Source organism: Streptomyces sp. SirexAA-E, assembly GCF_000177195.2.
In the GTDB taxonomy this organism is placed as follows: domain Bacteria; phylum Actinomycetota; class Actinomycetes; order Streptomycetales; family Streptomycetaceae; genus Streptomyces; species Streptomyces flavovirens.
The window spans coordinates 5,180,153-5,202,113 of record NC_015953.1 but is presented as its reverse complement, the minus strand read 5'-3'; the positions used below and the strand labels follow the sequence as shown (position 1 = coordinate 5,202,113).

The 21,961-nt window shown below is 72.6% G+C and carries 22 protein-coding genes; 6 read left to right on the top strand and 16 right to left on the bottom strand.

Features of this window, described 5'->3' with window-relative positions; translation table 11 throughout:
- Window positions 1-6: 6 nt before the first annotated feature.
- From SACTE_RS23365 to SACTE_RS23315, 11 genes are all read right to left on the bottom strand, one after another.
- On the bottom strand, window positions 7-558 hold the full coding sequence (locus SACTE_RS23365) for a GNAT family protein (protein WP_014048486.1): 552 nt from the start codon (window positions 556-558) through the stop codon (window positions 7-9).
- Between the two features lie 152 nt (window positions 559-710).
- Window positions 711-2,819: a phospholipase C, phosphocholine-specific gene (locus SACTE_RS23360; RefSeq protein ID WP_014048485.1), complete on the bottom strand. Its 2,109-nt coding sequence runs from the start codon at window positions 2,817-2,819 to the stop codon at window positions 711-713.
- A 176-nt stretch (window positions 2,820-2,995) separates the two neighbouring features.
- Complete coding sequence (gene gatB, locus SACTE_RS23355; RefSeq protein WP_014048484.1) at window positions 2,996-4,504, bottom strand: Asp-tRNA(Asn)/Glu-tRNA(Gln) amidotransferase subunit GatB; 1,509 nt, start codon at window positions 4,502-4,504, stop codon at window positions 2,996-2,998.
- A 16-nt stretch (window positions 4,505-4,520) separates the two neighbouring features.
- Window positions 4,521-4,763: a hypothetical protein gene (locus tag SACTE_RS23350; protein ID WP_014048483.1), complete on the bottom strand. Its 243-nt coding sequence runs from the start codon at window positions 4,761-4,763 to the stop codon at window positions 4,521-4,523.
- Complete coding sequence (gene gatA / locus SACTE_RS23345) at window positions 4,760-6,262, bottom strand: Asp-tRNA(Asn)/Glu-tRNA(Gln) amidotransferase subunit GatA (RefSeq protein ID WP_014048482.1); 1,503 nt, start codon at window positions 6,260-6,262, stop codon at window positions 4,760-4,762. The genes SACTE_RS23350 and gatA overlap by 4 nt, the downstream gene beginning before the upstream one ends.
- A gap of 6 nt (window positions 6,263-6,268) precedes the next feature.
- On the bottom strand, window positions 6,269-6,565 hold the full coding sequence (gene gatC / locus SACTE_RS23340) for an Asp-tRNA(Asn)/Glu-tRNA(Gln) amidotransferase subunit GatC (RefSeq protein WP_014048481.1): 297 nt from the start codon (window positions 6,563-6,565) through the stop codon (window positions 6,269-6,271).
- A 101-nt stretch (window positions 6,566-6,666) separates the two neighbouring features.
- Window positions 6,667-8,841: a bifunctional diguanylate cyclase/phosphodiesterase gene (locus tag SACTE_RS23335; protein WP_014048480.1), complete on the bottom strand. Its 2,175-nt coding sequence runs from the start codon at window positions 8,839-8,841 to the stop codon at window positions 6,667-6,669.
- Window positions 8,842-9,147: 306 nt separating this feature from the next.
- On the bottom strand, window positions 9,148-11,346 hold the full coding sequence (gene ligA, locus SACTE_RS23330) for an NAD-dependent DNA ligase LigA (protein ID WP_014048479.1): 2,199 nt from the start codon (window positions 11,344-11,346) through the stop codon (window positions 9,148-9,150).
- 30 nt (window positions 11,347-11,376) lie between these two features.
- On the bottom strand, window positions 11,377-12,402 hold the full coding sequence (locus tag SACTE_RS23325; RefSeq protein ID WP_014048478.1) for a methionine synthase: 1,026 nt from the start codon (window positions 12,400-12,402) through the stop codon (window positions 11,377-11,379).
- Between the two features lie 94 nt (window positions 12,403-12,496).
- Window positions 12,497-13,186 carry an SDR family oxidoreductase gene (locus SACTE_RS23320; RefSeq protein WP_014048477.1) on the bottom strand — a complete coding sequence of 230 codons (690 nt, stop codon included), beginning with the start codon at window positions 13,184-13,186 and terminating at the stop codon, window positions 12,497-12,499.
- Between the two features lie 47 nt (window positions 13,187-13,233).
- The gene (locus tag SACTE_RS23315; RefSeq protein ID WP_019992310.1) at window positions 13,234-13,773 is read right to left on the bottom strand and encodes a TIGR00730 family Rossman fold protein; all 540 of its coding nucleotides are present in this window, start codon (window positions 13,771-13,773) and stop codon (window positions 13,234-13,236) included.
- A 79-nt stretch (window positions 13,774-13,852) separates the two neighbouring features.
- Here SACTE_RS23315 and SACTE_RS23310 point away from each other — a divergent pair, with 79 nt between their 5' ends.
- The 3 genes from SACTE_RS23310 to SACTE_RS23300 all read left to right on the top strand — a co-directional run bounded on the left by SACTE_RS23310 (window position 13,853) and on the right by SACTE_RS23300 (window position 15,530).
- On the top strand, window positions 13,853-14,188 hold the full coding sequence (locus SACTE_RS23310; protein WP_014048475.1) for a DUF427 domain-containing protein: 336 nt from the start codon (window positions 13,853-13,855) through the stop codon (window positions 14,186-14,188).
- A 61-nt stretch (window positions 14,189-14,249) separates the two neighbouring features.
- Complete coding sequence (locus tag SACTE_RS23305; RefSeq protein WP_014048474.1) at window positions 14,250-15,044, top strand: alpha/beta hydrolase; 795 nt, start codon at window positions 14,250-14,252, stop codon at window positions 15,042-15,044.
- A 120-nt stretch (window positions 15,045-15,164) separates the two neighbouring features.
- Entirely contained in the window at window positions 15,165-15,530 is a 366-nt protein-coding gene (locus tag SACTE_RS23300) for an SH3 domain-containing protein (RefSeq protein ID WP_014048473.1), read from the top strand.
- Between the two features lie 112 nt (window positions 15,531-15,642).
- On the opposite strand, the gene mnmA is transcribed toward SACTE_RS23300, so the two are convergent.
- The gene (mnmA, locus tag SACTE_RS23295; RefSeq protein ID WP_014048472.1) at window positions 15,643-16,776 is read right to left on the bottom strand and encodes a tRNA 2-thiouridine(34) synthase MnmA; all 1,134 of its coding nucleotides are present in this window, start codon (window positions 16,774-16,776) and stop codon (window positions 15,643-15,645) included.
- 61 nt (window positions 16,777-16,837) lie between these two features.
- On the opposite strand from mnmA, the gene SACTE_RS23290 reads away from it, so the two are divergent.
- Window positions 16,838-17,548 (top strand): peptidoglycan recognition family protein, encoded by a 711-nt coding sequence (locus SACTE_RS23290; protein ID WP_014048471.1) that lies wholly within the window; start codon window positions 16,838-16,840, stop codon window positions 17,546-17,548.
- Here the strand turns inward: SACTE_RS23290 and SACTE_RS23285 are convergent.
- The 3 genes from SACTE_RS23285 to SACTE_RS34670 all read right to left on the bottom strand — a co-directional run bounded on the left by SACTE_RS23285 (window position 17,541) and on the right by SACTE_RS34670 (window position 19,357).
- Window positions 17,541-18,710, bottom strand: coding sequence for a cysteine desulfurase family protein (locus tag SACTE_RS23285; RefSeq protein WP_014048470.1), 1,170 nt, complete (start codon window positions 18,708-18,710; stop codon window positions 17,541-17,543). The genes SACTE_RS23290 and SACTE_RS23285 overlap by 8 nt on opposite strands.
- 98 nt (window positions 18,711-18,808) lie before the next feature.
- Complete coding sequence (locus SACTE_RS23280; protein ID WP_014048469.1) at window positions 18,809-19,105, bottom strand: hypothetical protein; 297 nt, start codon at window positions 19,103-19,105, stop codon at window positions 18,809-18,811.
- A 96-nt stretch (window positions 19,106-19,201) separates the two neighbouring features.
- Window positions 19,202-19,357 (bottom strand): hypothetical protein, encoded by a 156-nt coding sequence (locus SACTE_RS34670; RefSeq protein WP_014048468.1) that lies wholly within the window; start codon window positions 19,355-19,357, stop codon window positions 19,202-19,204.
- 106 nt (window positions 19,358-19,463) lie between these two features.
- Between SACTE_RS34670 and SACTE_RS23270 the strand changes: the two genes are divergently transcribed.
- Entirely contained in the window at window positions 19,464-20,087 is a 624-nt protein-coding gene (locus SACTE_RS23270) for a TetR family transcriptional regulator (RefSeq protein ID WP_019992312.1), read from the top strand.
- Window positions 20,088-20,181: 94 nt separating this feature from the next.
- Window positions 20,182-21,018 carry an alpha/beta fold hydrolase gene (locus SACTE_RS23265; RefSeq protein ID WP_014048466.1) on the top strand — a complete coding sequence of 279 codons (837 nt, stop codon included), beginning with the start codon at window positions 20,182-20,184 and terminating at the stop codon, window positions 21,016-21,018.
- On the opposite strand, the gene SACTE_RS23260 is transcribed toward SACTE_RS23265, so the two are convergent.
- A complete protein-coding gene (locus SACTE_RS23260) occupies window positions 20,990-21,955 on the bottom strand; it encodes a YafY family protein (RefSeq protein WP_014048465.1) in 966 nt (321 codons plus the stop codon). The two genes, SACTE_RS23265 and SACTE_RS23260, sit on opposite strands and share 29 nt — an antisense overlap.
- Window positions 21,956-21,961: the final 6 nt, after the last annotated feature.

Genomic DNA, 21,961 nt, shown 5'->3' with positions numbered 1-21,961 from the left:
GCGCGCTTAACGCGCCGCCCGCCACTCGGAGGCCAGGACGGCCCAGATCTCCTCGTCGTGCCGTTCACCGTGGTGCAGGAAGGCCTCGCGCAGCACCCCTTCGCGGGTCATCCCGAGCCGTTCGGCCGCGGCGACGCTGCGGGTGTTGGCCGCGGAGGCGATCCATTCGACCCGGTGCATCCCGCGGACGTCGAACGCCCACTCCATGAGCTTGCGGGAGGCGCGGTGCACCAGCCCCCGGCCCTGGCCGGCCGGCTCCAGCCAGCAGCCGATCTCGCAGACGCCGGTCGCCGCCTCGAAGATCCGGAACAGGACCCCGCCGACCAGGGTGCCGTCGAGCCAGATCCCGTAGATCCGTCCGGTGTCGGCCGCCTGCTTGTCGGCGTACCGCTGGAGCAGCGCCCGCGCGGAGTCGAGGTCCGTGGCGGCCGCGGCGAAGGGGATCCAGGGGTCGACCAGGCCGCGTGCCCGGTCCATGTGGGCGAGGAACTCCTGCGCCTGCCAGGGTTCCAGCGGGCGCAGCTGCGCCCCGTCGTCCCCGAGGGGCATCGCGAACACAACGACTCCTTCGTGTCGGCGGACGCGCAGCGCGACGGGCCGGTCCGCGTCGCCGGTGGGCGCCCCCGTGATCTTCGCATGCGGCGCCGGGCCGTCCGGCGGCCGTACGCGTCCCGGGGCCGGGCCCTCCCGCCCGGCGCGGGGCCTGCCGGTCAGCCCGAGACGCTCGCCCTGCCGTTCTCGATGTGGCCCATCAGCCGGCGCCGGAAGGAGCCCTCCCCCTCGGCCGTCACCACGAGGTCGTACCAGCCGTGCTCGTCGGCCGCCGAGTGCACGACCGTACGGCTGCGCCCCGGCTTCACCTTGATCGTCCGGGTCCAGTCCCGCAGGTCGTCCTCGTCGACGTATCCCAGCGGCCGCACGGTGAAGGTCAGCGGCCGCGTGCCGTTGTTGCGCAGCGTGAGGTGGAGGTCACGCTCGCGGGCGTCGATGCGGGAGGTGAGTTCGGCGCCGCCGTCGGCGGCCCCCTCGAACTCGCGGCGGAAACCGTTCGGCCCGGTGACCGTGAAGCGATAGCCGCCGCCGGTCAGCGGCACCGTCCACTGCGCGGTGCCCAGGACGTCCCGGTGCTGCGGAGCGGGGAACTCGTTCGCGTACGGGTAGAGCGCGAAGTGCGCGGACGACCGGCCGGTGTTGCTGAGGGCCACCCGCAGCGCCCCGTCCACCCGCCTCGCCTGCGCGTCCGGCTGGTACGGCAGGGGCCTGGCCGGACGGGATCCCGGCTCCTGGACGGGCATCTGCTGGTCGGCCGGCGGCCGGGGCTGCCACCGTCCACCGAACGGCGGGATCGCGGCGGGCCGTTCCGTGTTCGGCTGCCGGCGTGCCCGGGAGAAGTCGAAGGCCGAGGTGAGATCGCCGGTGACCCGGCGACGCCAGTCGCTGATGTTGGGCTCCTTCACCCCCGTCCAGCGCTCCAGGAGGCGGATCACCGAGGTGTGGTCGAAGACCTCCGAGCAGACGTACCCGCCGACCGTCCACGGCGAGACCACCAGCAGGGGCACCCGCACACCGAGCCCGGTGGGCTTGCCCTCCCACTGTTCCTCGGCCACCTCGGCGGGCGCGACGGGCGGCGGCACGTGGTCGAAGAACCCGTCGTTCTCGTCGTAGTTGATGAGGACGACGGTGCGCCGCCACACGTCGGGGTGCCGACCGAGGGCGTCCAGGACCTTGTAGACGACCGTCGCGCTGTGCACCGGCGAGGAGACGCTCGGGTGCTCGGAGTCCACCGCCGACGGGACCAGGTAGGAGACCTCGGGCAGCGTCCCGGCCGCCACGTCCTTGGCGAACGCGTCGGCGAGTGTTCCCGTCTCGACCCGGCGCAGCGCCCGTTCGAAGAGGCTGCGCTCCGCCGCCGTCAGGGTGGCGACCCCTTCCTCCAGCAGGGCCAGCAGCCGCTCGCGCTCGTCCGCCCCCTCGGCTTCGCGCACGGCGGCGTAGAAGGACTCCATGTAGGTGTGCCCGCCGGTCCTGGCCAGCGCCTTGCGGGCTACGGCCTTGAAGGTGGCGAAGAACTCGATCTGGTTGTCGGTGAAGTTCTCCCACTCGGTGTACGTCTTCCAGCTCCGCCCGGCCTTCTCCAGGCGCTCCGCGTAGGTGCCCCAGTCGTATCCGGGGTGGGTGCCCTCGTCGTACGCGTCGTTGCCCACGGCCCGCTCGCCGTTCGGCTCGTTGCCCGTCTTCCCGCTCCAGAGGTGGTTGCGGTTCGGGCTGGTGGAGGAGTGGATCGAGGAGTGGTAGGCGTCGCAGACGGTGAAGGTGTCGGCGAGTTCGTAGTGCAGCGGGATGTCGCGGCGGTCGTAGTACGCCATGGTCGCGGCCGTCTTGGCGGTGATCCAGCCGTTCATCCAGCCACCGGCCCACGCCTTGGCGCCACCGCTCCAGGAGTGGTCGAGGGCTCCGATGTACTGGAGGTCCTTCTGCTGCGTCTTCGCGGCCTCGCGCACCGGGAACGGCAGCACGGTGGTGCCCAGCGGCCCCGGCTGCGCGAACACCGGCTTACCGGAGGGCAGTTCGATCGCGTTGCGGTCGCCGAATCCGCGTACCCCGCGCAGGGTGCCGAAGTAGTGGTCGAAGGAACGGTTCTCCTGCATGAGGATCACCACGTGGTCGATGGCGTCCAGCCCCGCGCCACCGGACCCGGCGGCGGGCTGGGCGGCGATCGCCGCCTGGAGCGACGGGGGCAGGAACGATCCCGCCGCCGCGGCGCCGAGTGCGCCACCGCCGAGCGCGAAGAGCCGCCGCCGTGTCATGTCCGTGGTCAAGTGAGCCTCCCGGTTACGTTCCTACGGCGGGAAACTAGCCACGCCGGGTGGCGACCGGAAGACCGTCGCACGGCCTGACGATGAACGTCCAACAGGCCACTGCGGAAAGTCCAAGCGCGGCAGAAGGGGCGGCGCACCCGGATCACGGGTGCGCCGCCCCCAGGGGCCCTGCGGGATCAGCCCTCGACGCCGAGCTTCTCCAGGATCAGCTCGCGCACGCGTGCCGCGTCCGCCTGGCCACGGGTGGCCTTCATGACGGCGCCGACGAGCGCGCCCGCCGCCGCCACCTTGCCGCCGCGGATCTTGTCCGCGACGGCCGCGTTGCCCGCGATGGCCTCGTCCACGGCCGTGGACAGCGCGCCCTCGTCCGAGACGACCTTCAGACCGCGCTTCTCGACGACGGTGTCCGGGTCGCCCTCGCCCGCGAGGACACCCTCGATGACCTGGCGGGCCAGCTTGTCGTTGAGGTCACCCGCGGCGACGAGCGCCGCCACCCGGGCGACCTGCGCCGGGGTGATCGGCAGCTCGTCGAGGCTGCGGCCGGTCTCGTTGGCGTTACGGGCGAGCTCGCCCATCCACCACTTGCGGGCCTGGTCCGAGGGGGCGCCCGCGTCCGTCGTGGCGACGATCAGGTCGACCGCGCCGGCGTTGAGGATGGACTGCATGTCGTGCTCGTTGACACCCCACTCCTCCTTCAGCCGCTTGCGGCGCAGCCGGGGAAGCTCGGGGAGCCCCTTGCGGAGCTCCTCGACCCAGTCGCGGGAAGGGGCCACCGGCACCAGGTCCGGTTCGGGGAAGTAGCGGTAGTCCTCGGCGTTGTCCTTGATGCGGCCGGCCGTGGTGGAGCCGTCCTCCTCGTGGAAGTGCCGGGTCTCCTGCACGATCGTCCCGCCGGAGTTCAGCACCGCGGCGTGGCGCTGGATCTCGAAGCGGGCGGCACGCTCGACGGAACGCAGCGAGTTGACGTTCTTCGTCTCGGAGCGCGTGCCGAACTTCTCGGTGCCGTTGGGACGCAGCGACAGGTTCACGTCGCAGCGCATCTGGCCCATCTCCATCCGGGCCTCCGAGACGCCGAGCGCCTTGATGAGCTCGCGGAGCTCGGCGACGTACGCCTTGGCGACCTCGGGGGCGCGTGCGCCGGCGCCCTCGATCGGCTTGGTGACGATCTCGATGAGCGGGATCCCGGCGCGGTTGTAGTCCAGCAGCGAGTGGGACGCGCCGTGGATGCGGCCGGTGGCACCGCCGACGTGGGTCGACTTGCCGGTGTCCTCCTCCATGTGGGCGCGCTCGATCTCCACCCGGAAGATCTCGCCGTCCTCCAGCTGGACGTCCAGATAGCCGTCGAAGGCGATCGGCTCGTCGTACTGGGAGGTCTGGAAGTTCTTCGGCATGTCCGGATAGAAGTAGTTCTTCCGGGCGAACCGGCACCACTCGGCGATCTGGCAGTTCAGCGCGAGGCCGATCTTGATCGCGGACTCGACGCCGATCTCGTTGACCACCGGGAGCGCGCCCGGCAGGCCGAGGCAGACCGGGCACGTCTGCGAGTTGGCGTCCTGCTTGAGCTCCGTGGAGCAGCCGCAGAACATCTTGGTCTTGGTGCCGAGCTCCACATGGACCTCGAGGCCCATGACGGGGTCGTACGTCGCGAGGGCGTCCTCGTACGACTCCAGGTCGATGACAGTCACGGTGAAACTTTCCCTCTCAGCCCAGCAGGACGTCGTCGTCGCCGAGACGCTTGAGTTCGCGGTAGAGGATCGCCATGCCGGTCACGATCGCGGCCGCGGACACGGCGGCGTCGATGAGCCGCAGTGTGTCGTTGTCCTGGCGGGCCATCTTCGCCTGCTTGACGACGCTCAGCGCGCCGAAGGCGGTGGTGCCGAGCGACAGGTAGACGCCGGACTTGGACTTCTTGAAGTTCTTGGCCTTCTTAGCCATTGCGCTCATAGTGACGGAGCCTCCTCGAGCAGCGGGTGCCCCCACCTTTCCACGAAGGCGGCCTCGACGGCGGCTCCGACCTTGTACAGCCGGTCGTCCTTCATGGCGGGGGCGATGATCTGCAGTCCGACCGGCAGGCCGTCCTCCGGTGCCAGGCCGCAGGGCAGCGACATGGCGGAGTTGCCGGCGAGGTTGGTCGGAATGGTGCACAGGTCCGCGAGGTACATCGCCATCGGGTCGTCGGCGCGCTCGCCGATCGGGAAGGCGGTGGTGGGCGTCGTCGGCGAGACGATGACGTCCACCTGCTCGAACGCCTTCTCGAAGTCCTGGGTGATGAGGGTACGGACCTTCTGGGCCGAGCCGTAGTACGCGTCGTAGTAGCCGGAGCTGAGCGCGTACGTACCGAGGATGACGCGGCGCTTGACCTCGTCGCCGAAGCCGGCCTCGCGGGTGAGCGCGGTGACGTCCTCGGCGGAGCGCGTGCCGTCGTCGCCGACCCGCAGGCCGTAGCGCATGGCGTCGAAGCGGGCCAGGTTGGAGGAGCACTCGGACGGCGCGATGAGGTAGTACGCCGACAGCGCGAGGTCGAAGGACGGGCAGTCCAGCTCGACGACGGTGGCGCCGAGCGACTTCAGCAGCTCGACGGACTCGTTGAAGCGCTGGACGACACCGGCCTGGTAGCCCTCGCCCGAGAACTGCTTGACGACACCGACGCGCATGCCCGTCACCGAGCCGTTGCGCGCCGCCTCGACGACCGGCGGGACCGGGGCGTCGATGGACGTCGAGTCCATCGGGTCGTGTCCGCCGATGGCCTCGTGCAGCAGCGCCGCGTCCAGGACCGTGCGGGCGCAGGGCCCGCCCTGGTCGAGGGAGGAGGAGAAGGCGACCATGCCGTAGCGGGAGACGCCCCCGTAGGTGGGCTTGACGCCGACCGTGCCGGTGACGGCCGCGGGCTGGCGGATCGAGCCGCCGGTGTCCGTGCCGATGGCGAGCGGGGCCTCGAAGGAGGCGAGCGCGGCCGAGGAACCGCCGCCGGAGCCGCCCGGGATCCGGGTGAGGTCCCACGGGTTGCCGGTCGGGCCGTAGGCGCTGTTCTCGGTGGAGGACCCCATGGCGAACTCGTCCATGTTGGTCTTGCCGAGGATGACGACGTCGGCGGCCTTCAGCTTCGTGGTGAGGGTCGCGTCGTACGGCGGCACCCAGCCTTCGAGGATCTTCGAGCCGACGGTGGTCGGCATGTCCTTGGTGGTGAAGATGTCCTTGAGCGCGAGCGGGACGCCGGCCAGCGGGCCGAGCTTCTCGCCCGCCTCGCGCTTGGCGTCGACGGCGCGGGCCTGCGCGAGGGCGCCCTCACGGTCGATGTGCAGGAAGGCGTGGACCTTCTCGTCGACGGCGTCGATCCGGGCCAGGTGGGCCTCGGTGACCTCGACGGCCGTCAGCTCGCCGGAGGCGATCTTCTCGGCGATCTGCGCGGCCGTGAGCTTGATGATGGTGCTGATGTCCGTCATGGCTGTTTAGTCCTCCCCCAGGATCTGCGGCACCTTGAAACGCTGCTGCTCCTGGGCCGGGGCGCCGGAGAGCGCCTGCGCGGGGGTGAGCGACGGACGGACCTCGTCCGCCCGCATGACGTTGGTCAGCGGCAGCGGGTGGGAGGTCGGCGGTACGTCTTGGTCGGCGACCTCGGAGACGCGGGCGACCGCGCCGATGATGTCGTCGAGCTGACCGGCGAAGTGTTCGAGCTCTTCGCCCTTCAGCTCCAGACGCGCCAGCCGGGCGAGGTGGGCGACCTCCTCGCGCGTGATGCCAGGCATGCAGCGATCCTCAGGGTTCGGTGTGTGGTTTGGCCCCAATCCTATGGGGTCGCCGGACACGCCGACGGACACACCGCCTCCGAAGGCCCCGGCCCGCCCCGTCAGGCCGTCGCCGGGCCCGGGTTGAGCGCGTGGCCCGCGGGCCGGTGCTCCGGTTCGGGGGCCGCCGCCCCCGCCGCCGCCTCCAGCTCCGCGGGCCGCCGCCAGCCGTGCTCACCGCGGGCCCGCAGCCAGGCCGTGGTCTCCTGGGGCGGCATCGCGGCGGCGACCAGCCACCCCTGCACCGCGTCGCAGCGCAGGTCCCGCAGGCGCTCCCAGGTCTCGTCGTCCTCGACGCCCTCCGCGACGACCAGCAGGCCGAGCGAGTGGGCCAGGTCGATGGTGCAGCGGACGATCTCCGCGTCCTCGGTGTCGACGGCGAGCCGGGCCACGAACGACCGGTCGATCTTGAGTTCGCTGACGGGCAGCTTCCGCAGGTGCACCAGGGAGGAGTAGCCGGTGCCGAAGTCGTCCAGGGACATCTTCACGCCGTGCGCGGTGAGCCCGGCCAGGGTGTCGGCGGCGCGCTGCGGGTCCTCCAGCAGCACGTGCTCCGTGATCTCCAGTTGCAGCGCGCCGGCCGGGACGCCGTGCCGGGCCAGCCGGGCGGCGACGCTGCCCGCGAAGCCCGGGGTGTGGACGTCGCGCGGCGAGACGTTGACGGCGACGGGGACGAACAGTCCCTGCGCGCGCCACCGGGCGACCTGGGCGAGGGCCGTCTCCAGGACGTACTCGGTGAGGTGCGGCATCAGGCCGGACGACTCCGCGATGGCGATGAACTCGTCCGGGGGGACCCGCCCGCGCTCCGGGTGCACCCAGCGTACGAGCGCTTCGAGTCCGGCGACCTGACCGTCGAAGCGGACCTTGGGCTGGTAGTGGAGCTCCACCTCGCGGGCGTCCAGGGCACGGCGCAGGTCGCCCAGCAGCCCGAGCCGGTCCGGGGTGTTGCTGTCGCGCTTGGACTCGTACACCTCCACGCCGGTGCGGTCGCGCTTGGCCTGGTACATGGCGACGTCGGCGCGGCGGAGCAGCCCTTCGGCGTCGAGCGCGTGGTCGGGGTGGACGGCGACACCGGCGCTGGCCTCCAGCACCAGGGTGAGCCCGTCCAGGCCGAGCGGGGAGGAGAGCTCGGCGACCAGGTGGCGGGCGACGCGCTGTGCGCTGGTGGTGGAGTCCGTGGTCGGCAGCAGGACGGCGAACTCGTCGCCGCCGAGCCGCGCGGCCTCCGCGCCGCGGGGCAGGGCGAGCCGGAGCCGTTCGGCGATCTGGAGGAGCAGCCGGTCCCCGGCGAGGTGGCCCAGGGTGTCGTTGACCGCGCGGAAGCGGTCCAGGTCGATGAGGACGAGCGCGGCCCGGGCGCCGGTGACCTCGGCTTCCTCCAGCGCGGTCCAGGTCCGCTCCAGGAGCCACTGCCGGTTGGGCAGCCCCGTCAGCGGGTCCCGCAGCTGCTCCTCGGCCCGGGCGCGGGCGATCCAGAGCGTGGAGTCCAGGGCGATCAGCGGTACGGCGAAGAGCGGCAGCAGCACCGGCATCGCGGAGGCCACGACGCAGATCAGCGGGGTGATACCGACCAGGGCGACGGCGACGAGCCCTTGGCGCAGCACGGCGGTGCGGGCGACGGTGGGCAGTTGGCCGCTCTGGGAGGCACGGGTGTACCACAGCAGGAGCCGGGTGACGAGGAGATAGGTGCAGGCGGCGAGGAGCACCTCCGGTACGGCCTCGATGCCCCAGTGGAGTGGCCGCCAGGGTCTCTCCACGGTGGCCACCTGGCCGAACGCGGCCAGGACGAGGGCGGCGGCCCCGATGCCGATGATGTCGACGGCCCCGTGCAGCAGCCCCTGCCGCCAGCGGTGCCGGCGGGCCGTGCCGACGAGCACCACCACGACGAGGCTGACCAGTCCTGCGGGCACCCAGCCGTACAGCAGCAGCACCGCGAGGGTGAGGGCGGCGCCGGAGCCGGTGCCGCCCCACCAGCGGTCGCGCCCGAGGGCGACGAGATGGCCGACGACGACGCCGGTGAGCACCGCGAGCGACCAGCCCGCGGTACCGTCCGGGAAGAGGGCCCGGCCGTCGCCGACCGCCTGGTAGAAGCCGGTCGCGAGCTGTGCGGTGGCGACCGCCACGACGAAGGCCCCCACTGTCGGGATCGTGCCCGTCCGCGCGGGGACCAGTTTCCTCGCGAGGTCCGCCAGACCCCTCGGCCGCGACACCGGTGCGGCGCTCTCGGTCGGTTCCATTCCGTCCCTCTCACAGCCGGCGGTGCCGATGTCCCACGGTGGCTCCCGCTCCCATGCCACCGCGGCCCGAATCCCACCACGCGGCCGGGGCACGGCAGGTGCACGTTCAACAGTAGGCCGCGAAGGGCTCCGAGGGGCAGCGCTCTTCAGCTCTTGCCCGAATGCGGACCTGACACCCGTCACCGTCTGATATGCGCCGAACGGGTGGTGTGCGTCGCCGTTTCCTTCCCTGCCCGCCCGCTTTCCTCCGTTCCTTTCCCTTCTCCCCCGCCGTCACGCGCCGGCGGTGTATCGATCGAGCCTCGATCAGGCCTCCTCGGCGGGCACGGCTGCCTCCCGGGCCGCGTCGGGCCCCTCGTCGAGGAGGACGGCGAACCCGGCCTCGTCGAGGACGGGCACCTTGAGCTGCATCGCCTTGTCGTACTTGGAGCCGGGGTTCTCGCCCACCACGACGAAGGAGGTCTTCTTCGAGACGGATCCGGTGACCTTCGCCCCGAGGCTCTGCAGCGCGTCCTTCGCCCCGTCCCTGGTGTGGGAGGCCAGGGTGCCGGTGACGACGACCGTGAGTCCTTCGAGGGGCCGGGGCCCCTCGTCCTCGCCCGCGCCCTCGTCCTCCATCCGGACCCCGGCCTCCCGCCACTTGCGCAGGATCTCGCGGTGCCAGTCCTCGGCGAACCACTGCTTGACCGAAGCCGCGATGATGGATCCGACGCCGTCGGCGGCGGCCAGCTCCGCCTCGGACGCCTCGTCGATGCGGTCGACGGAGCGGAACTGGCGGGCCAGCTCCACCGCGGCCACCGGGCCGACATGGCGGATCGACAGCCCGGTGAGGATCCGGGCCAGCGGCGCCTGCTTGGCGGCCGCGATGCCGTCGAGCAGGGCGAGGGCGTTCTTCTTCGGCTCGCCCTGCTGGTTGGCGAAGACCGTCGCGATCTTCTCCTCGCCGGTCTTCGGGTCGCGCCGGGGCAGACCGCTGTCCGGGTCCAGGACGTAGGCCCGGATCGGCAGCAGTTGGTCGATCGTCAGGGAGAACAGGTCGCCCTCGTCCCGCAGCGGCGGCTCGGACGGCTCCAGCGGCTGGGTGAGGGCCGCCGCCGCCACATAGCCGAAGTGGTCGATGTCCAGGCACTTGCGGCCGGCGAGATAGGCCACCCGCTCCCGCAGCTGGGCCGGGCAGGACCGCGCGTTGGGGCAGCGGAGGTCGACGTCGCCCTCCTTCATGGGGCGCAGCGGTGTCCCGCACTCGGGGCACTCGGCGGGCATGACGAACTCGCGTTCGCTGCCGTCCCGCAGGTCGACGACCGGGCCGAGGATCTCCGGGATGACGTCTCCGGCCTTGCGGAGCACCACCGTGTCGCCGATCAGGACGCCCTTGGCCTTCACGACGTTCTGGTTGTGCAGGGTGGCGAACTCGACCTCGGAGCCCGCCACCTCGACGGCCTCGACCTGGGCGTAGGGCGTGACCCTGCCGGTGCGTCCGACGCCGACGCGGATGTTCACCAGCTTGGTGTTGACCTCCTCGGGGGCGTACTTCCAGGCGATCGCCCAGCGCGGGGCGCGGGAGGTCGAGCCCAGGCGGCCCTGGAGGGGGATCTCGTCGAGCTTGACGACGACGCCGTCGATCTCGTGCTCCACGGAGTGGCGGTTCTCGCCGAAGTACCGGACGAACTCGCGGACGCCGTCGAGGGAGTCGACGACCTTGTTGTGCCGGGCGGTCGGCAGGCCCCAGTCGCGCAGCAGGTCGTACGCCTGGGAGAGCCGGTCGATGTCGAGGCCCTCACGGGCGCCGATGCCGTGCACCACCATGTGCAGCGGGCGGGTGGCGGTGACCTTCGGGTCCTTCTGGCGCAGTGAACCGGCCGCCGCGTTGCGCGGGTTGGCGAAGGGCTTGTCACCGGCCTCCACCAGACGGGCGTTGAGCCCCTCGAAGGCCTCCATCGGGAAGTAGACCTCGCCGCGGATCTCCACCAGGGCGGGGACGCGGTCGCCGGTGAGGCGGTGCGGGATCTCGGCGATCGTACGGATGTTGGGGGTGATGTCCTCGCCGGTGCGGCCGTCGCCACGGGTCGCCGCGCGGGTCAGCCTGCCGTGCTCGTAGGTGAGGTTGACGGCGAGGCCGTCGACCTTGAGCTCGCACAGGAAGTGGTAGCCGGGGCGGCCCACGTCCTTGGCGACGCGCTCGGCCCAGGCGGCGAGCTCCTCGTCGTCGAAGGCGTTGTCCAGCGACAGCATCCGCTCGCGGTGCTCGACGGAGGTGAACTCCGTCGTGTACGGCCCGGCGACCTTCTGGGTCGGCGAATCCGGGGTGCGCAGCTGCGGGTTCTCGTCCTCGACGGCCTCCAGCTCGCGCATCAGCCGGTCGAACTCGGCGTCGCTGACGACCGGCTGGTCCTTCACGTAGTACCGGAAGCGGTGCTCCTCGATCTGCTCGGACAGCAGCGCGTGCCGCTCCCTCGCCTCCGCGGACACACCCGTCAGCTCCCGCGCCTGCTGTTCGCCGGCCATCGTCCCGTTCCTCCCGTCGACCCGACCCCGTTACTCAGGGTTGTTCGCGAGTGACCTCGCGGCCCGGACGCAGTGGGCGAGCGCGGTCCGCGCGTAGGCGGGTGACGCCCCCGCCAGCCCGCAGGACGGGGTGATGACGACGGACTCGGCGAGAGTCCCCGGATTCAGCCCCAGCCTGTTCCACAGCGTCCTGACCCCCATGACGCTACCGCCCGGGTCCGACAATGCGGCCGAGGCGGCGTCGAGGGAGGGGACGACGCCGAGCAGGAGCTGGGTGCCGTCCTCGACGGCCTCCCCGATCGCCTCCTCCTCACGCTCGGTGAGCAGCGAGAAGTCGAACGAGACGGACCCGGCCCCGGCGCGGCGCAGCAGGGCGAACGGTACGTCGGGGGCGCAGGAGTGGACGGTCGTCGGCCCGCCGTCATTGACCGCCAGCAGGTCGCGCAGGGCCCCTTCGACGACCTGGCGGTCCACGGCGCGGTAGGTCCGGTAGCCGCTCGCGGAGCGGACGCGCCCTCGCAGTACGGCGGTGAGGGAGGGTTCGTCGAGCTGGAGGACGATCTCGGCGCCGGGGATCCTGCGGCGGACCTCGGCGAGGTGCCCGCGCAGTCCTTCGGCCAGTGAACCGGCCAGGTCGCGGCAGGCGCCGGGGTCGGCGACCATCGCCTCGCCGCCGCGCAGTTCCAGGCCCGCCGCCAGGGTCCAGGGGCCGACGGCCTGGACCTTGAGCAGTCCTTCGTAGCCCTGCGTGAACTCCTCCAGGGCGTCCAGGTCCTCGCCGAGCCAGGAGCGGGCCCGGCGGGTGTCGCGGCCGGGCCGGTCGCTGATCCGCCAGCCGCTGGGCTCGACGTGGCCGTACATCTCCTCCAGCAGTCCGACGGTCCGCCCGATCATGTCGGCACCGGGCCCGCGGGCCGGGAGTTCCGGCAGATACGGCAGTCCCTGCCCGTCGGCGAAGGATCCGACGACGGTCTTGGCGGCCTCCCGGGCGTCGCCTCCCGGCATGGATCCGATGCCGGTGGCGCCGTACGCGCTGAACTCGCTCTTCTCGCTCACCCGGAAAGCCTACGGGCCCGGGAGGGTCCGGCCGGTCGGGGCCGCGGTCCCGGTCGGGTCGGGCCGGACCCGGCCCGGGTCGCCGCCCCGGCCGTCAGCGGCCCGGGCGGACCGTCAGGTCGTTGATCTCGGCGTCCCGAGGGAGGTCGAGCGCCAGCAGGATCGTCGTGGCGACCGATTCCGGGTCGATCCAGCGGGAGGCGTCGTACTCCTTGCCCTCCTGCTGGTGGACCTTGGCCTGCATGGGGCCGGCGGTGCGGCCCGGGTACACGGAGGTGACCCGGACGCCGCTCGCGTGTTCCTCGTGGCGCAGCGAGTCGGCGAGGGCCTTCAGGCCGTGCTTGCTCGCGGCGTACGCGCCCCACTCGGCGTTCGCGGCCAGGCCGGCACCGGAGTTCACGAAGACGACGTGCCCCTGGCTGACCCGCAGCTGCGGCAGCAGCAGCCGGGTCAGCTCGGCGGGGGCGACCAGGTTGGCGTTCAGCTGGAAGTGCCACGACTTGGGCGTGAGCTCGCCGATCCGGCCGAGTTCGACGACGCCCGCGATGTGCAGGAGGGAGTCGAGCCGTTCGGGCATCGGCTGCTGGCCGAAGGCCCAGGAGAGCCGGTCGGGGTTGCCGAGGTCGCCGACGAGCGTGCGTGCTCCGGGGTGGAGCGCGGCGAGCTCCTTGGCGCGGCCCGCGTCACGGGCCAGCAGCACGAGGTCGTCGCCGCGTTCCGTCAGGCGGCGGGCGACGGCCGCGCCGATACCGGAACCGGCGCCGGTGATGAGATGAGTAGGCATGCCCACATGCTCGCATCACCGCAGGTCGGTGCGGCGTCCGCCCGGGCTCACCGCATCCCGGCGGACTCCTCCAGGTAGGCGAGCGCGCCCACTCCGTCCTCGGCGAAGAAGACCAGGTCGGTGAGGGGGACCGGCAGGAAGCCCTCGTCCTCCATGCGCTGGAACTGCTGGCGCAGACCGTCGTAGAAGCCCGCGGTGTTCAGCAGGACGACCGGCTTGGTGTGCTTGCCGTGCTTCTTCAGCTCCAGGATCTCCGTGGCCTCGTCGAGCGTCCCGGTGCCGCCGACCATGATCACGACGGCGTCGGACTTCTCCAGCAGCAGCGCCTTGCGCTCGGCCAGGTCCTTGGCTATGACCATCTCGTCCGCGTTCTCCCGGGCCTTGGCGGCGAGGAAGTCCACCGACACGCCCACGAGCCGCCCGCCCGCCTCCTGCACCCCGTCGGCGACGACCTTCATCAGTCCGCTCTCCGACCCTCCCCAGACCAGGGTGTGCCCGCCCCGGCCCAGCAGTGCGGCGAATTCACGCGCGGGCCCGGTGTAGCGGTCGTCGAGGTCGGCGGCGGAGAGGAAGACACAGATGTTCATGTCGCATACGGTACGGGCCGCCGCCGACATCCCGACCCGGGCCGGGAAGAAACGGGGGCTGCCCTCGGCTGACAAGGGAATGAGGGATATTCCAGGACACCGCATCACCGTCGAGCCCGGCACCGAGCACGTGCGCGCGGTCCGGGACGGACAGGTGCTCGCCGAGAGCCGCCGCCCGCTCGTGCTGCGCGAGACGGGCTGTCCGGTGCGCTACTACCTGCCGCCCGAGGACGTGCGCACCGAGCTGCTGACCCCTTCCGACACGCACACCCACTGCCCGTTCAAGGGGGACGCGTCCTACTGGTCGCTCCCCGGGGCGGCCGATCTCGTCTGGGCCTACCCGGAGCCGAAGGAACAGGTCGCCGGGATCCGCGGCCACTTCTGCTTCTACGACACCGAGGTCGTCCCCGACTGACCTCCGACACGTTTCTCCGCCGCACCGATGAGTTCCGCGCGGCCCACCGGTCCACCTCCACATGGACAAGACTCTCTCCTTGGACGGCACGCCGATCGCGTACCGCCGGCGGGGCGACGGGCCACCGGTGGTGCTGGTCGGCGGTGCGCTGAGCACCGCGGCGGACGGGGAACCCCTGGCGGCCCTGCTGGAGCGGCACTTCACGGTGGTCACGTACGACCGGCGGGGGCGCGGTGCCAGCGGGGACACCGGCCCGTACGCGGTGCGCCGCGAGATCGAGGACCTGGCGGCGGTGGCCGCGCGGGCGGGCGAGCGGGTGTCGGTCTTCGGCATGCTGTCGGGCGGGGCGCTGGCGCTGGAGGCACAGGCGGCGGGGGTGCCCGCGGTCCGGCTCGCGGTCTTCGAGCCGCCCTACACCCCGGGGGCCGCAGGCCGGCTCCACAAGGCGCGCTGCACGGCCCGGCTGCGCGAACTGCTCTCGGCCGGTGACCGGGCGGGGGCGGTGGCGCTGTACCTGTCCCGGACGGGCGTCCCGGAGCCGACGGTCGCCCGGATGCGCCGCGCGCCCCTGTGGTCGGGCCTGGAGGCGGTGGCCCACACCCTCGCGTACGACGACGCGGTCCTGGGTACCGGCGCGGTCCCGGGAGAGCGGTTCGGCGCCGTGACGGCGCGCACCCTCGTGGTGACCGGCGGCTTCAGCACGGAGCGGGCGCACCGAACGACACGCGCCCTCGCGGACGCGATCCCCCGGGCACGGCACCGCACCCTGACGGGCCAGACCCGCGAACTGGCGCCGCACGCGATCGCCCCGGTGCTGACGGATTTCTTCACCCGGGAGGTCTTCGCGCACCGATGACCGCCGGCGCCCGTGCCCCGTACCCCTCCACCGGCACGATCACGATGCGCGGCGGAGCACTTAAGGTGCTCCTGATCATGTGACCTCTTGATCATGTGACCTACGGAAGAGGGAGACGTCATGCGCATATCGGTGAAGACGGCGGTAGCGGGCCTGGCCGCCGTCGCGATGGTCGGGCTCGCGGGCACGACGGCCACCGCGGCCCCGCACGCCCGGAAGGACGCGGCCGCCGTGGCGCCGGCCGCCTCCTGCTACGTGCACAACGTCTCGGGGTCGGTGCTGAACATCCGTAGCGGTCCGGGCCAGACGTACTCCGTCCTCGGCACGCTGGCGGCGGGCGCCAAGCTCTCGTGCGGCTCGAAGCTGGACACCCAGACCAAGGGCCAGAGCTACACGTCGTGCGGGGGCGGGACGTACTGGTCCACGATCCGGATCAACGGCCGTGACGGGTGGGTCGCTTCGGAGTGCGTCGCGTTCGGGGCGTGACGCGGTACGACGGGCGGTAGCGGTCGGGTCCGCGGGGCGCTCCGCGGACCCTCGCACCGTCTCGGCGCCGTGCGGCGGCCGGTGCCGGGGTGGCCGCCCCGGCCCTGTCCGGTCAGCCGGACGCGGCCGCCGTCTCCCGCCGTACCGTCGTCGCGATGGTGGCCGATCCGACGACCCGGGTGCCGTCGTAGAGCACGACCGCCTGCCCCGGGGCCACGCCCCGTACCGGTTCGGTGAAGGAGACGTTCAGCGTGCCGTCGACCAGCTCCGCCGTCACCTCGGTCTCGCCGCCGTGGGCCCTCAGCTGCGCGGTGTACGTGCCGGGCCCGGACGGGGCGGTGCCGCACCAGCGGGGGCGGATGGCGGTGAGGGCGGTGACGTCCAGGGCCTCCACAGGACCGACGGTGACCGTGTTGTTCACCGGGGAGATGTCCAGGACGTAGCGCGGCTTGCCGTCCGGGGCGGGGTGGCCGATGCGCAGGCCCTTGCGCTGGCCGATCGTGAAGCCGAAGGCGCCCTCGTGGGTGCCGACCTTCGTCCCCGCCTCGTCGACGATGTCGCCCTCGGCGGGACCGCCCAGGCGGTTCGCCAGGAATCCCTGGGTGTCGCCGTCGGCGATGAAGCAGATGTCGTGGCTGTCGGGCTTCTTGGCGACGGCGAGGCCGCGGCGCTCGGCCTCGGCCCGGATCTCGTCCTTGGTGGTCAGGGTGTCGCCGAGCGGGAACATCGCGTGGGCGAGCTGCTTCTCGTCCAGGACGCCGAGCACGTAGCTCTGGTCCTTGGCCATGTCCGAGGCGCGGTGCAGCTCCCGGGTGCCGTCCTCGGTGAGGACGACGGTGGCGTAGTGGCCGGTGCAGACGGCGTCGAAGCCGAGGGCCAGCGCCTTGTCGAGGAGCGCGGCGAACTTGATCTTCTCGTTGCACCGCAGGCACGGGTTGGGGGTGCGCCCCGCCTCGTACTCGGCGACGAAGTCCTCCACGACGTCCTCGCGGAAGCGTTCCGCCAGGTCCCAGACGTAGAACGGGATGCCGATGACGTCGGCCGCGCGGCGGGCGTCACGGGAGTCCTCGATGGTGCAACAGCCGCGCGCGCCCGTCCGGAAGGACTGCGGGTTGGCGGAGAGGGCGAGGTGCACACCGGTCACGTCGTGGCCTGCCTCGGCGGCGCGGGCCGCCGCGACGGCGGAGTCGACACCGCCCGACATGGCGGCGAGCACACGGAGGGGGCGCTGGGAGGTCTGAGTCATAGCTCGTCCAGGGTACGGGGCCCCGGGAACCGAATGCTCGCCGATATGCGTTGTCGCTCCCATGGGGACCAACAGGAACGCCGGGCCGTCGGGGAAGGGACCCGGGCGCGGCATCAGCAGGCGCTCGCTGCTCATCGGCGGTGGCGCGGCCGTCGTGGGCGGCGGCGCGCTGGCCGCGGAGCAGATCCGGCGCGTCTGGTGGCGGGTGCCCGGCGTCGACAAGCCGCGCGAGCCCGGTGAGCTGGACTACGCCGGAGCGCGCTGGATCGCGGCCTCGGAGGCGAACTGGCGGCGGGCCGACCGCCCCGGCGACTACGACGTGGACCGGGTGATCATCCATGTCACGCAGGGCAGCTACGCCAGCGCGGTCAAGGTCTTCCAGGACCCGGCGCACCAGGCGGCGACCCACTACATCGTGGGCCAGGACGGCGGGGTCACGCAGATGATCCGCGAGCTGGACGTGGCGTACCACGCCGGGAACCGCTCGTTCAACGAGCGCAGCGTGGGGATCGAGCACGAGGGCTTCGTCGACCGCCCGCAGGACTTCACGACGGCGATGTACGAGTCGTCGGCGCGCCTGACGGCCTCCATATGCGCGCGGTACGGCATCCCGGTGGACCGCGAGCACATCATCGGGCACGTGGAGGTGCCGGGCACCGACCACACGGATCCCGGCCCGCACTGGGACTGGAAGCGCTACATGAAGCTGGTGCGCGCGGCGTCCACCGGCCCTTCCGCCGGTCCCTCCGCCGCCTCCTCGGGCCCTAGCTGAGCCCGGCGGTCCTGGCGCGCTCCACGGCCGGGCCGATGGCGCGGGCCAGGTCCTCGACGTCCCTCTTCGTCGAGGTGTGGCCGAGCGAGAAGCGCAGGGTGCCCCGGGCCAGGTCGGGGTCGGTGCCGGTCGCCAGCAGCACATGACTGGGCTGGGCGATCCCCGCCGTGCAGGCCGAGCCGGTGGAGCACTCGATGCCCTGGGCGTCGAGCAGCAGCAGGAGGGAGTCGCCCTCGCAGCCCGGGAAGGTGAAGTGGGCGTTGGCGGGGAGCCGGCCCCCGGGCGCCGGGTCGCCGCCGAGCAGGGCGTCGGGGACGGCCTGCCGCACGGCGTCGACCAGCGTGTCGCGGAGCGTTCCGACCTCGTGGGCGAACTCCTCGCGGCGTTCGGCGGCGAGCCGGCCGGCGACCGCGAACGCGGCGACGGCGGGGACGTCCAGGGTGCCGGAGCGCACGTGCCGCTCCTGCCCTCCGCCGTGCAGGACGGGGACGGGGGTCTGGTCCCGGCCCAGGAGGAGGGCGCCGATACCGAACGGGCCGCCGATCTTGTGCCCGCTGACGGTCATCGCCGCCAGCCCGGACCGGGCGAAGTCGACGTCCAGCTGCCCGAACGCCTGCACCGCGTCCGCGTGCATCGGTACGCCGAACTCCCGGGCGACCTCGGCCAGCTCACGGACCGGCATGACGGTGCCGATCTCGTTGTTGGCCCACATCACGGTGATCATCGCGACGTCGTCGGGGTCGCGGAGGATCGCCTCGCGCAGGGCGTCCGGGTGGACGCGCCCGTAGCGGTCGACGGGGAGGTGCTCGACTCGCGCACCCTCGTGCTCGGCGAGCCAGTCCACGGCGTCCAGCACCGCGTGGTGCTCGACGGGACTGGCCAGGACCCGGGTGCGCCGGGGGTCGGCGTCGCGGCGGGCCCAGTACAGGCCCTTGACGGCGAGGTTGTCGGCCTCGGTGCCGCCGGAGGTGAGGACCACCTCGCTGGGGCGGGCGCCGAGGGACTCGGCGAGGGTCTCCCGCGACTCCTCGACGGTACGGCGGGCGCGGCGCCCGGCGGCGTGCAGGGAGGACGCGTTGCCGGTGACGGCGAGCTGCGCGGTCATCGCCGCGATCGCCTCCGGAAGCATCGGCGTGGTCGCGGCGTGGTCGAGGTAGGCCATGATGCCCCGAGTCTACGAGCCCGCGGTGGGGCTCACGGCAGGCGCATGGCCTCACCGCCCCACGGGGCGGACCGGCCGGGGCGCGGCGGCGCCCGGGGTCAGCCCCCGAAGCTCCAGGAGACGGTGCCGTTCACGGTGACCAGGACGGCGAGGACCACCAGGTCGGCGACGCCGAGGGCGAGGCCGAGCAGGGCGCGGCCGCGCCGTGCGGTGGAGCGGGCCAGCGCCATGGACGCCATCACGATGGCGGCGGGCCCGAGCAGGATGTTCATCACGAGCAGGCCCAGCAGCCCGAGGACGAACGAGGCGACGGCGAGGGAGTCCGCCTCCCCCGAGGTCTTCGCGTGGTCGGTGGTACGGCGGCTGCGGCGGCCCGGTGCGGTGGCGAGTGCCATGGTGCGGACACCTCCGGTTCCGGTGGCGGGAAGACGGTCGGGAACGGCCGGGGAACGGCCGGACAGCGGTCAGGGTTCGGCCGGGAGGGCGGCGGTTCAGCGGGTCCGGCGGGCCAGCCCCTCACGGACGCCGAAGGCCACCAGCCACAGGCCGATCACGCCCGCGGCGGTCAGGGCCAGGGGCACCGGCAGGTGCGCGACGGCTCCGAGGACCACACCCAGCAGGAGCAGGGCGGCGACGAGGACGAACATGTGAGCCCCTTTCCGCGAACAGTTGGGAGTACGACTGTTCACTGACTTTCAAGTCTAGTACGTGTACCCCTTCCTGCCGTCGGAGAACGGTTGTTTACTGAATGGCATGAGTCACACCCCCGGCATCCGCCAGGCCCAGAAGCTGAAGACCCGCCAGGCCCTCCTGGACGCGGCGCTGACGCTGCTGGAGGAGAAGAGCCTGAGCAGCCTGGGTCTGCGTGAGGTGACGCGAGCCGTGGGGGTGGCCCCGACCGCCTTCTACCGCCATTTCGACGGGGTGGCGGCGCTCGGTGTGGCGCTCGTCGAGGAGGCCCTGGGCAGCCTGCACGGCATGATCGGCGCCATCCTGGCGGACACCGGGGACAGCGAGGAACGCTTGGACCGCAGTGTCGTCCTGATCGCCCGTCACGTCGCCGAGCAGCCCGCCCACTTCCGTTTCATCGCCCGCGAGCAGCACGGGGGCGTGGGCCCGGTCCGGGAGGCGATAGCCGCCCAGTTGCGCGCGTTCACCGAGGAGGTGGCACGGGCGATCGCCACGGAGCCTCAGTCGGCCGGCTGGGACCGGCAGGACCTGCTGATGCTGGGCGGCCTGTACGTCGACCACATGGTGCTCACCGCCTCCGCGCTGCTCGACGCGGCGGGGCCCGAGGACGAGCGCGAGGTGGTCCGCACCGCCCGGCGCCAGCTCCGGCTGGTCACCCTGGGCCGGGCGCACTGGCTGGACTCCTGAGCCAGCGCGGGCGCACGCGGGGGCGCACAAGGGGCGCACACCGCAGCGGTACCGACCCCGGGGCCGTACGGGGACAGCCCTTAGCCTCGTCGGCATGAGCGACGACTGGATTCTCGACCGGACCTTCGACAGTTCCTCGGGCGAGGTGCGCTGGGCCGTGCTCGGCCCAGCGGACGCACCGCCCGTCGTCCTGGTGCACGGGACGCCCTTCTCCTCGTACGTCTGGCGCGGCATCGCCCGTGCGCTGGCCCAGGACCACCGGGTCCACGTGTGGGATCTGCCGGGCTACGGGGTGTCCGCCCGGTACGAGGGCCAGGATGTGTCGCTGGGGGCCCAGGGCCGGGTCCTGACCGAGCTGCTCGGCCACTGGGAGCTGCCGGAACCCGCCGTGGTGGCGCACGACTTCGGCGGCTGCGTCGCCCTGCGCGCCCACCTCCTGCACGGCGCCCGCTACCGCCGCCTCGCCCTGGTCGACCCGGTGGCGCTGGCCCCGTGGGGTTCACCGGCCTACCGGCTGCTGGGCGGCCGCTCCGACGCCTTCGGCGCCCTGCCGGCAGCGCTGCACCGCGCCCTGGTGAAGGAGTACGTGAGCTCCGCGAGCCACCCGGGGCTGCGCCCGGACGTGCTCGACCGGCTCGTCGATCCCTGGTGCACCCCGGCCGGACAGCCCGCCTTCTACCGGCAGATCGCCCAGAACGACCAGCGGTTCACCGACGAGATCCAGGGCCGTTACGGGGAGCTGGACCTGCCCGTACTGATCTGCTGGGGCACCGAGGACACCTGGATCCCCGTCGCCCGCGCCCATGAGCTGGCCGCGCTCGTACCGGACGCCGAACTGCGGCTGATCGACGGGGCGGGGCACCTCGTGCAGGAGGACGCGCCGGCCGAACTGACCGCCGCGCTCACCCGTTTCCTGCGTACAGCTCCATGACGGCCGCCGCGGCCTCGGCGAGCAGCCCGCGGGCCTCGGGGGGTGAACACACCTCCAGGTTCGGCCCGAAGGAGATCAGGGAACGGGCCCAGGCCACCTCGGGCACCGCGAGCTCGGCCCGTACCCACTCCCCCGCCTCCTCCGGTTCGGGCGGCCCCGTCAGCTCCCCGGTGTGCAGGCGTACGAAGAGGTCCAGCCGCGACCGGTGGACGCGCACCCGCAGCCGTACGCCGCCGGGCCGCTCCTCGACCTGGCGGCGCAGCGCCTCCCACACGTCGGCCGGTTCCACGCCCGCCCTGCGGACCACGGGCTCCTCGGTGAGGGCCGCCTGCCGGACCCGGTCGGCACGGAAGAGCCGGGGCTCCCCGTCGAGGTCGGCGATCAGGTACCAGACGCCCGCCTTCACGACGAGGCCGTAGGGGTCCACGGTGTAGGTGCGCGGGGTGTCCGTGCCGCTGTGCCGGTAGCGCAGGCGCAGCCGGCGGTCGGCGAAGACCGCGTCGTGCAGGTCGCCCACGTCGACGGCGGTGGGCGGGCCGCTCATCCAGCGGACCGGGTCCACCAGGATGCGGCGGCTGGTCTGCTCGGCGGCGGGCCGGTGCGGGGCGGGGAGCGCGGCCATCACCTTGCGCAGGGCGGAGCCGAGCGCGGCGTCGAGGCCGAGGGCGGTGTGCGCGCCCTGGGCGGCGAGGACGAACAGGGCGCGCGACTCGTCCTGGGTGAGTCCGGTGACGTCCGTACGGAAGCCGGGCAGCAGGGCGATGCCGCCGTTGCGGCCCCGCTCGGCGTAGACGGGCACCCCGGACGCGGAGAGCGCCTCGACGTCCCGGTAGATCGTGCGTACGGAGACTTCGAGGCGCTCGGCCAGCTCGGTGGCGGGGACCAGGGCGCGGGTCTGGAGCAGCAGCAGGATCGAGAGCAGCCGGTCGGACTTCACGGGCCC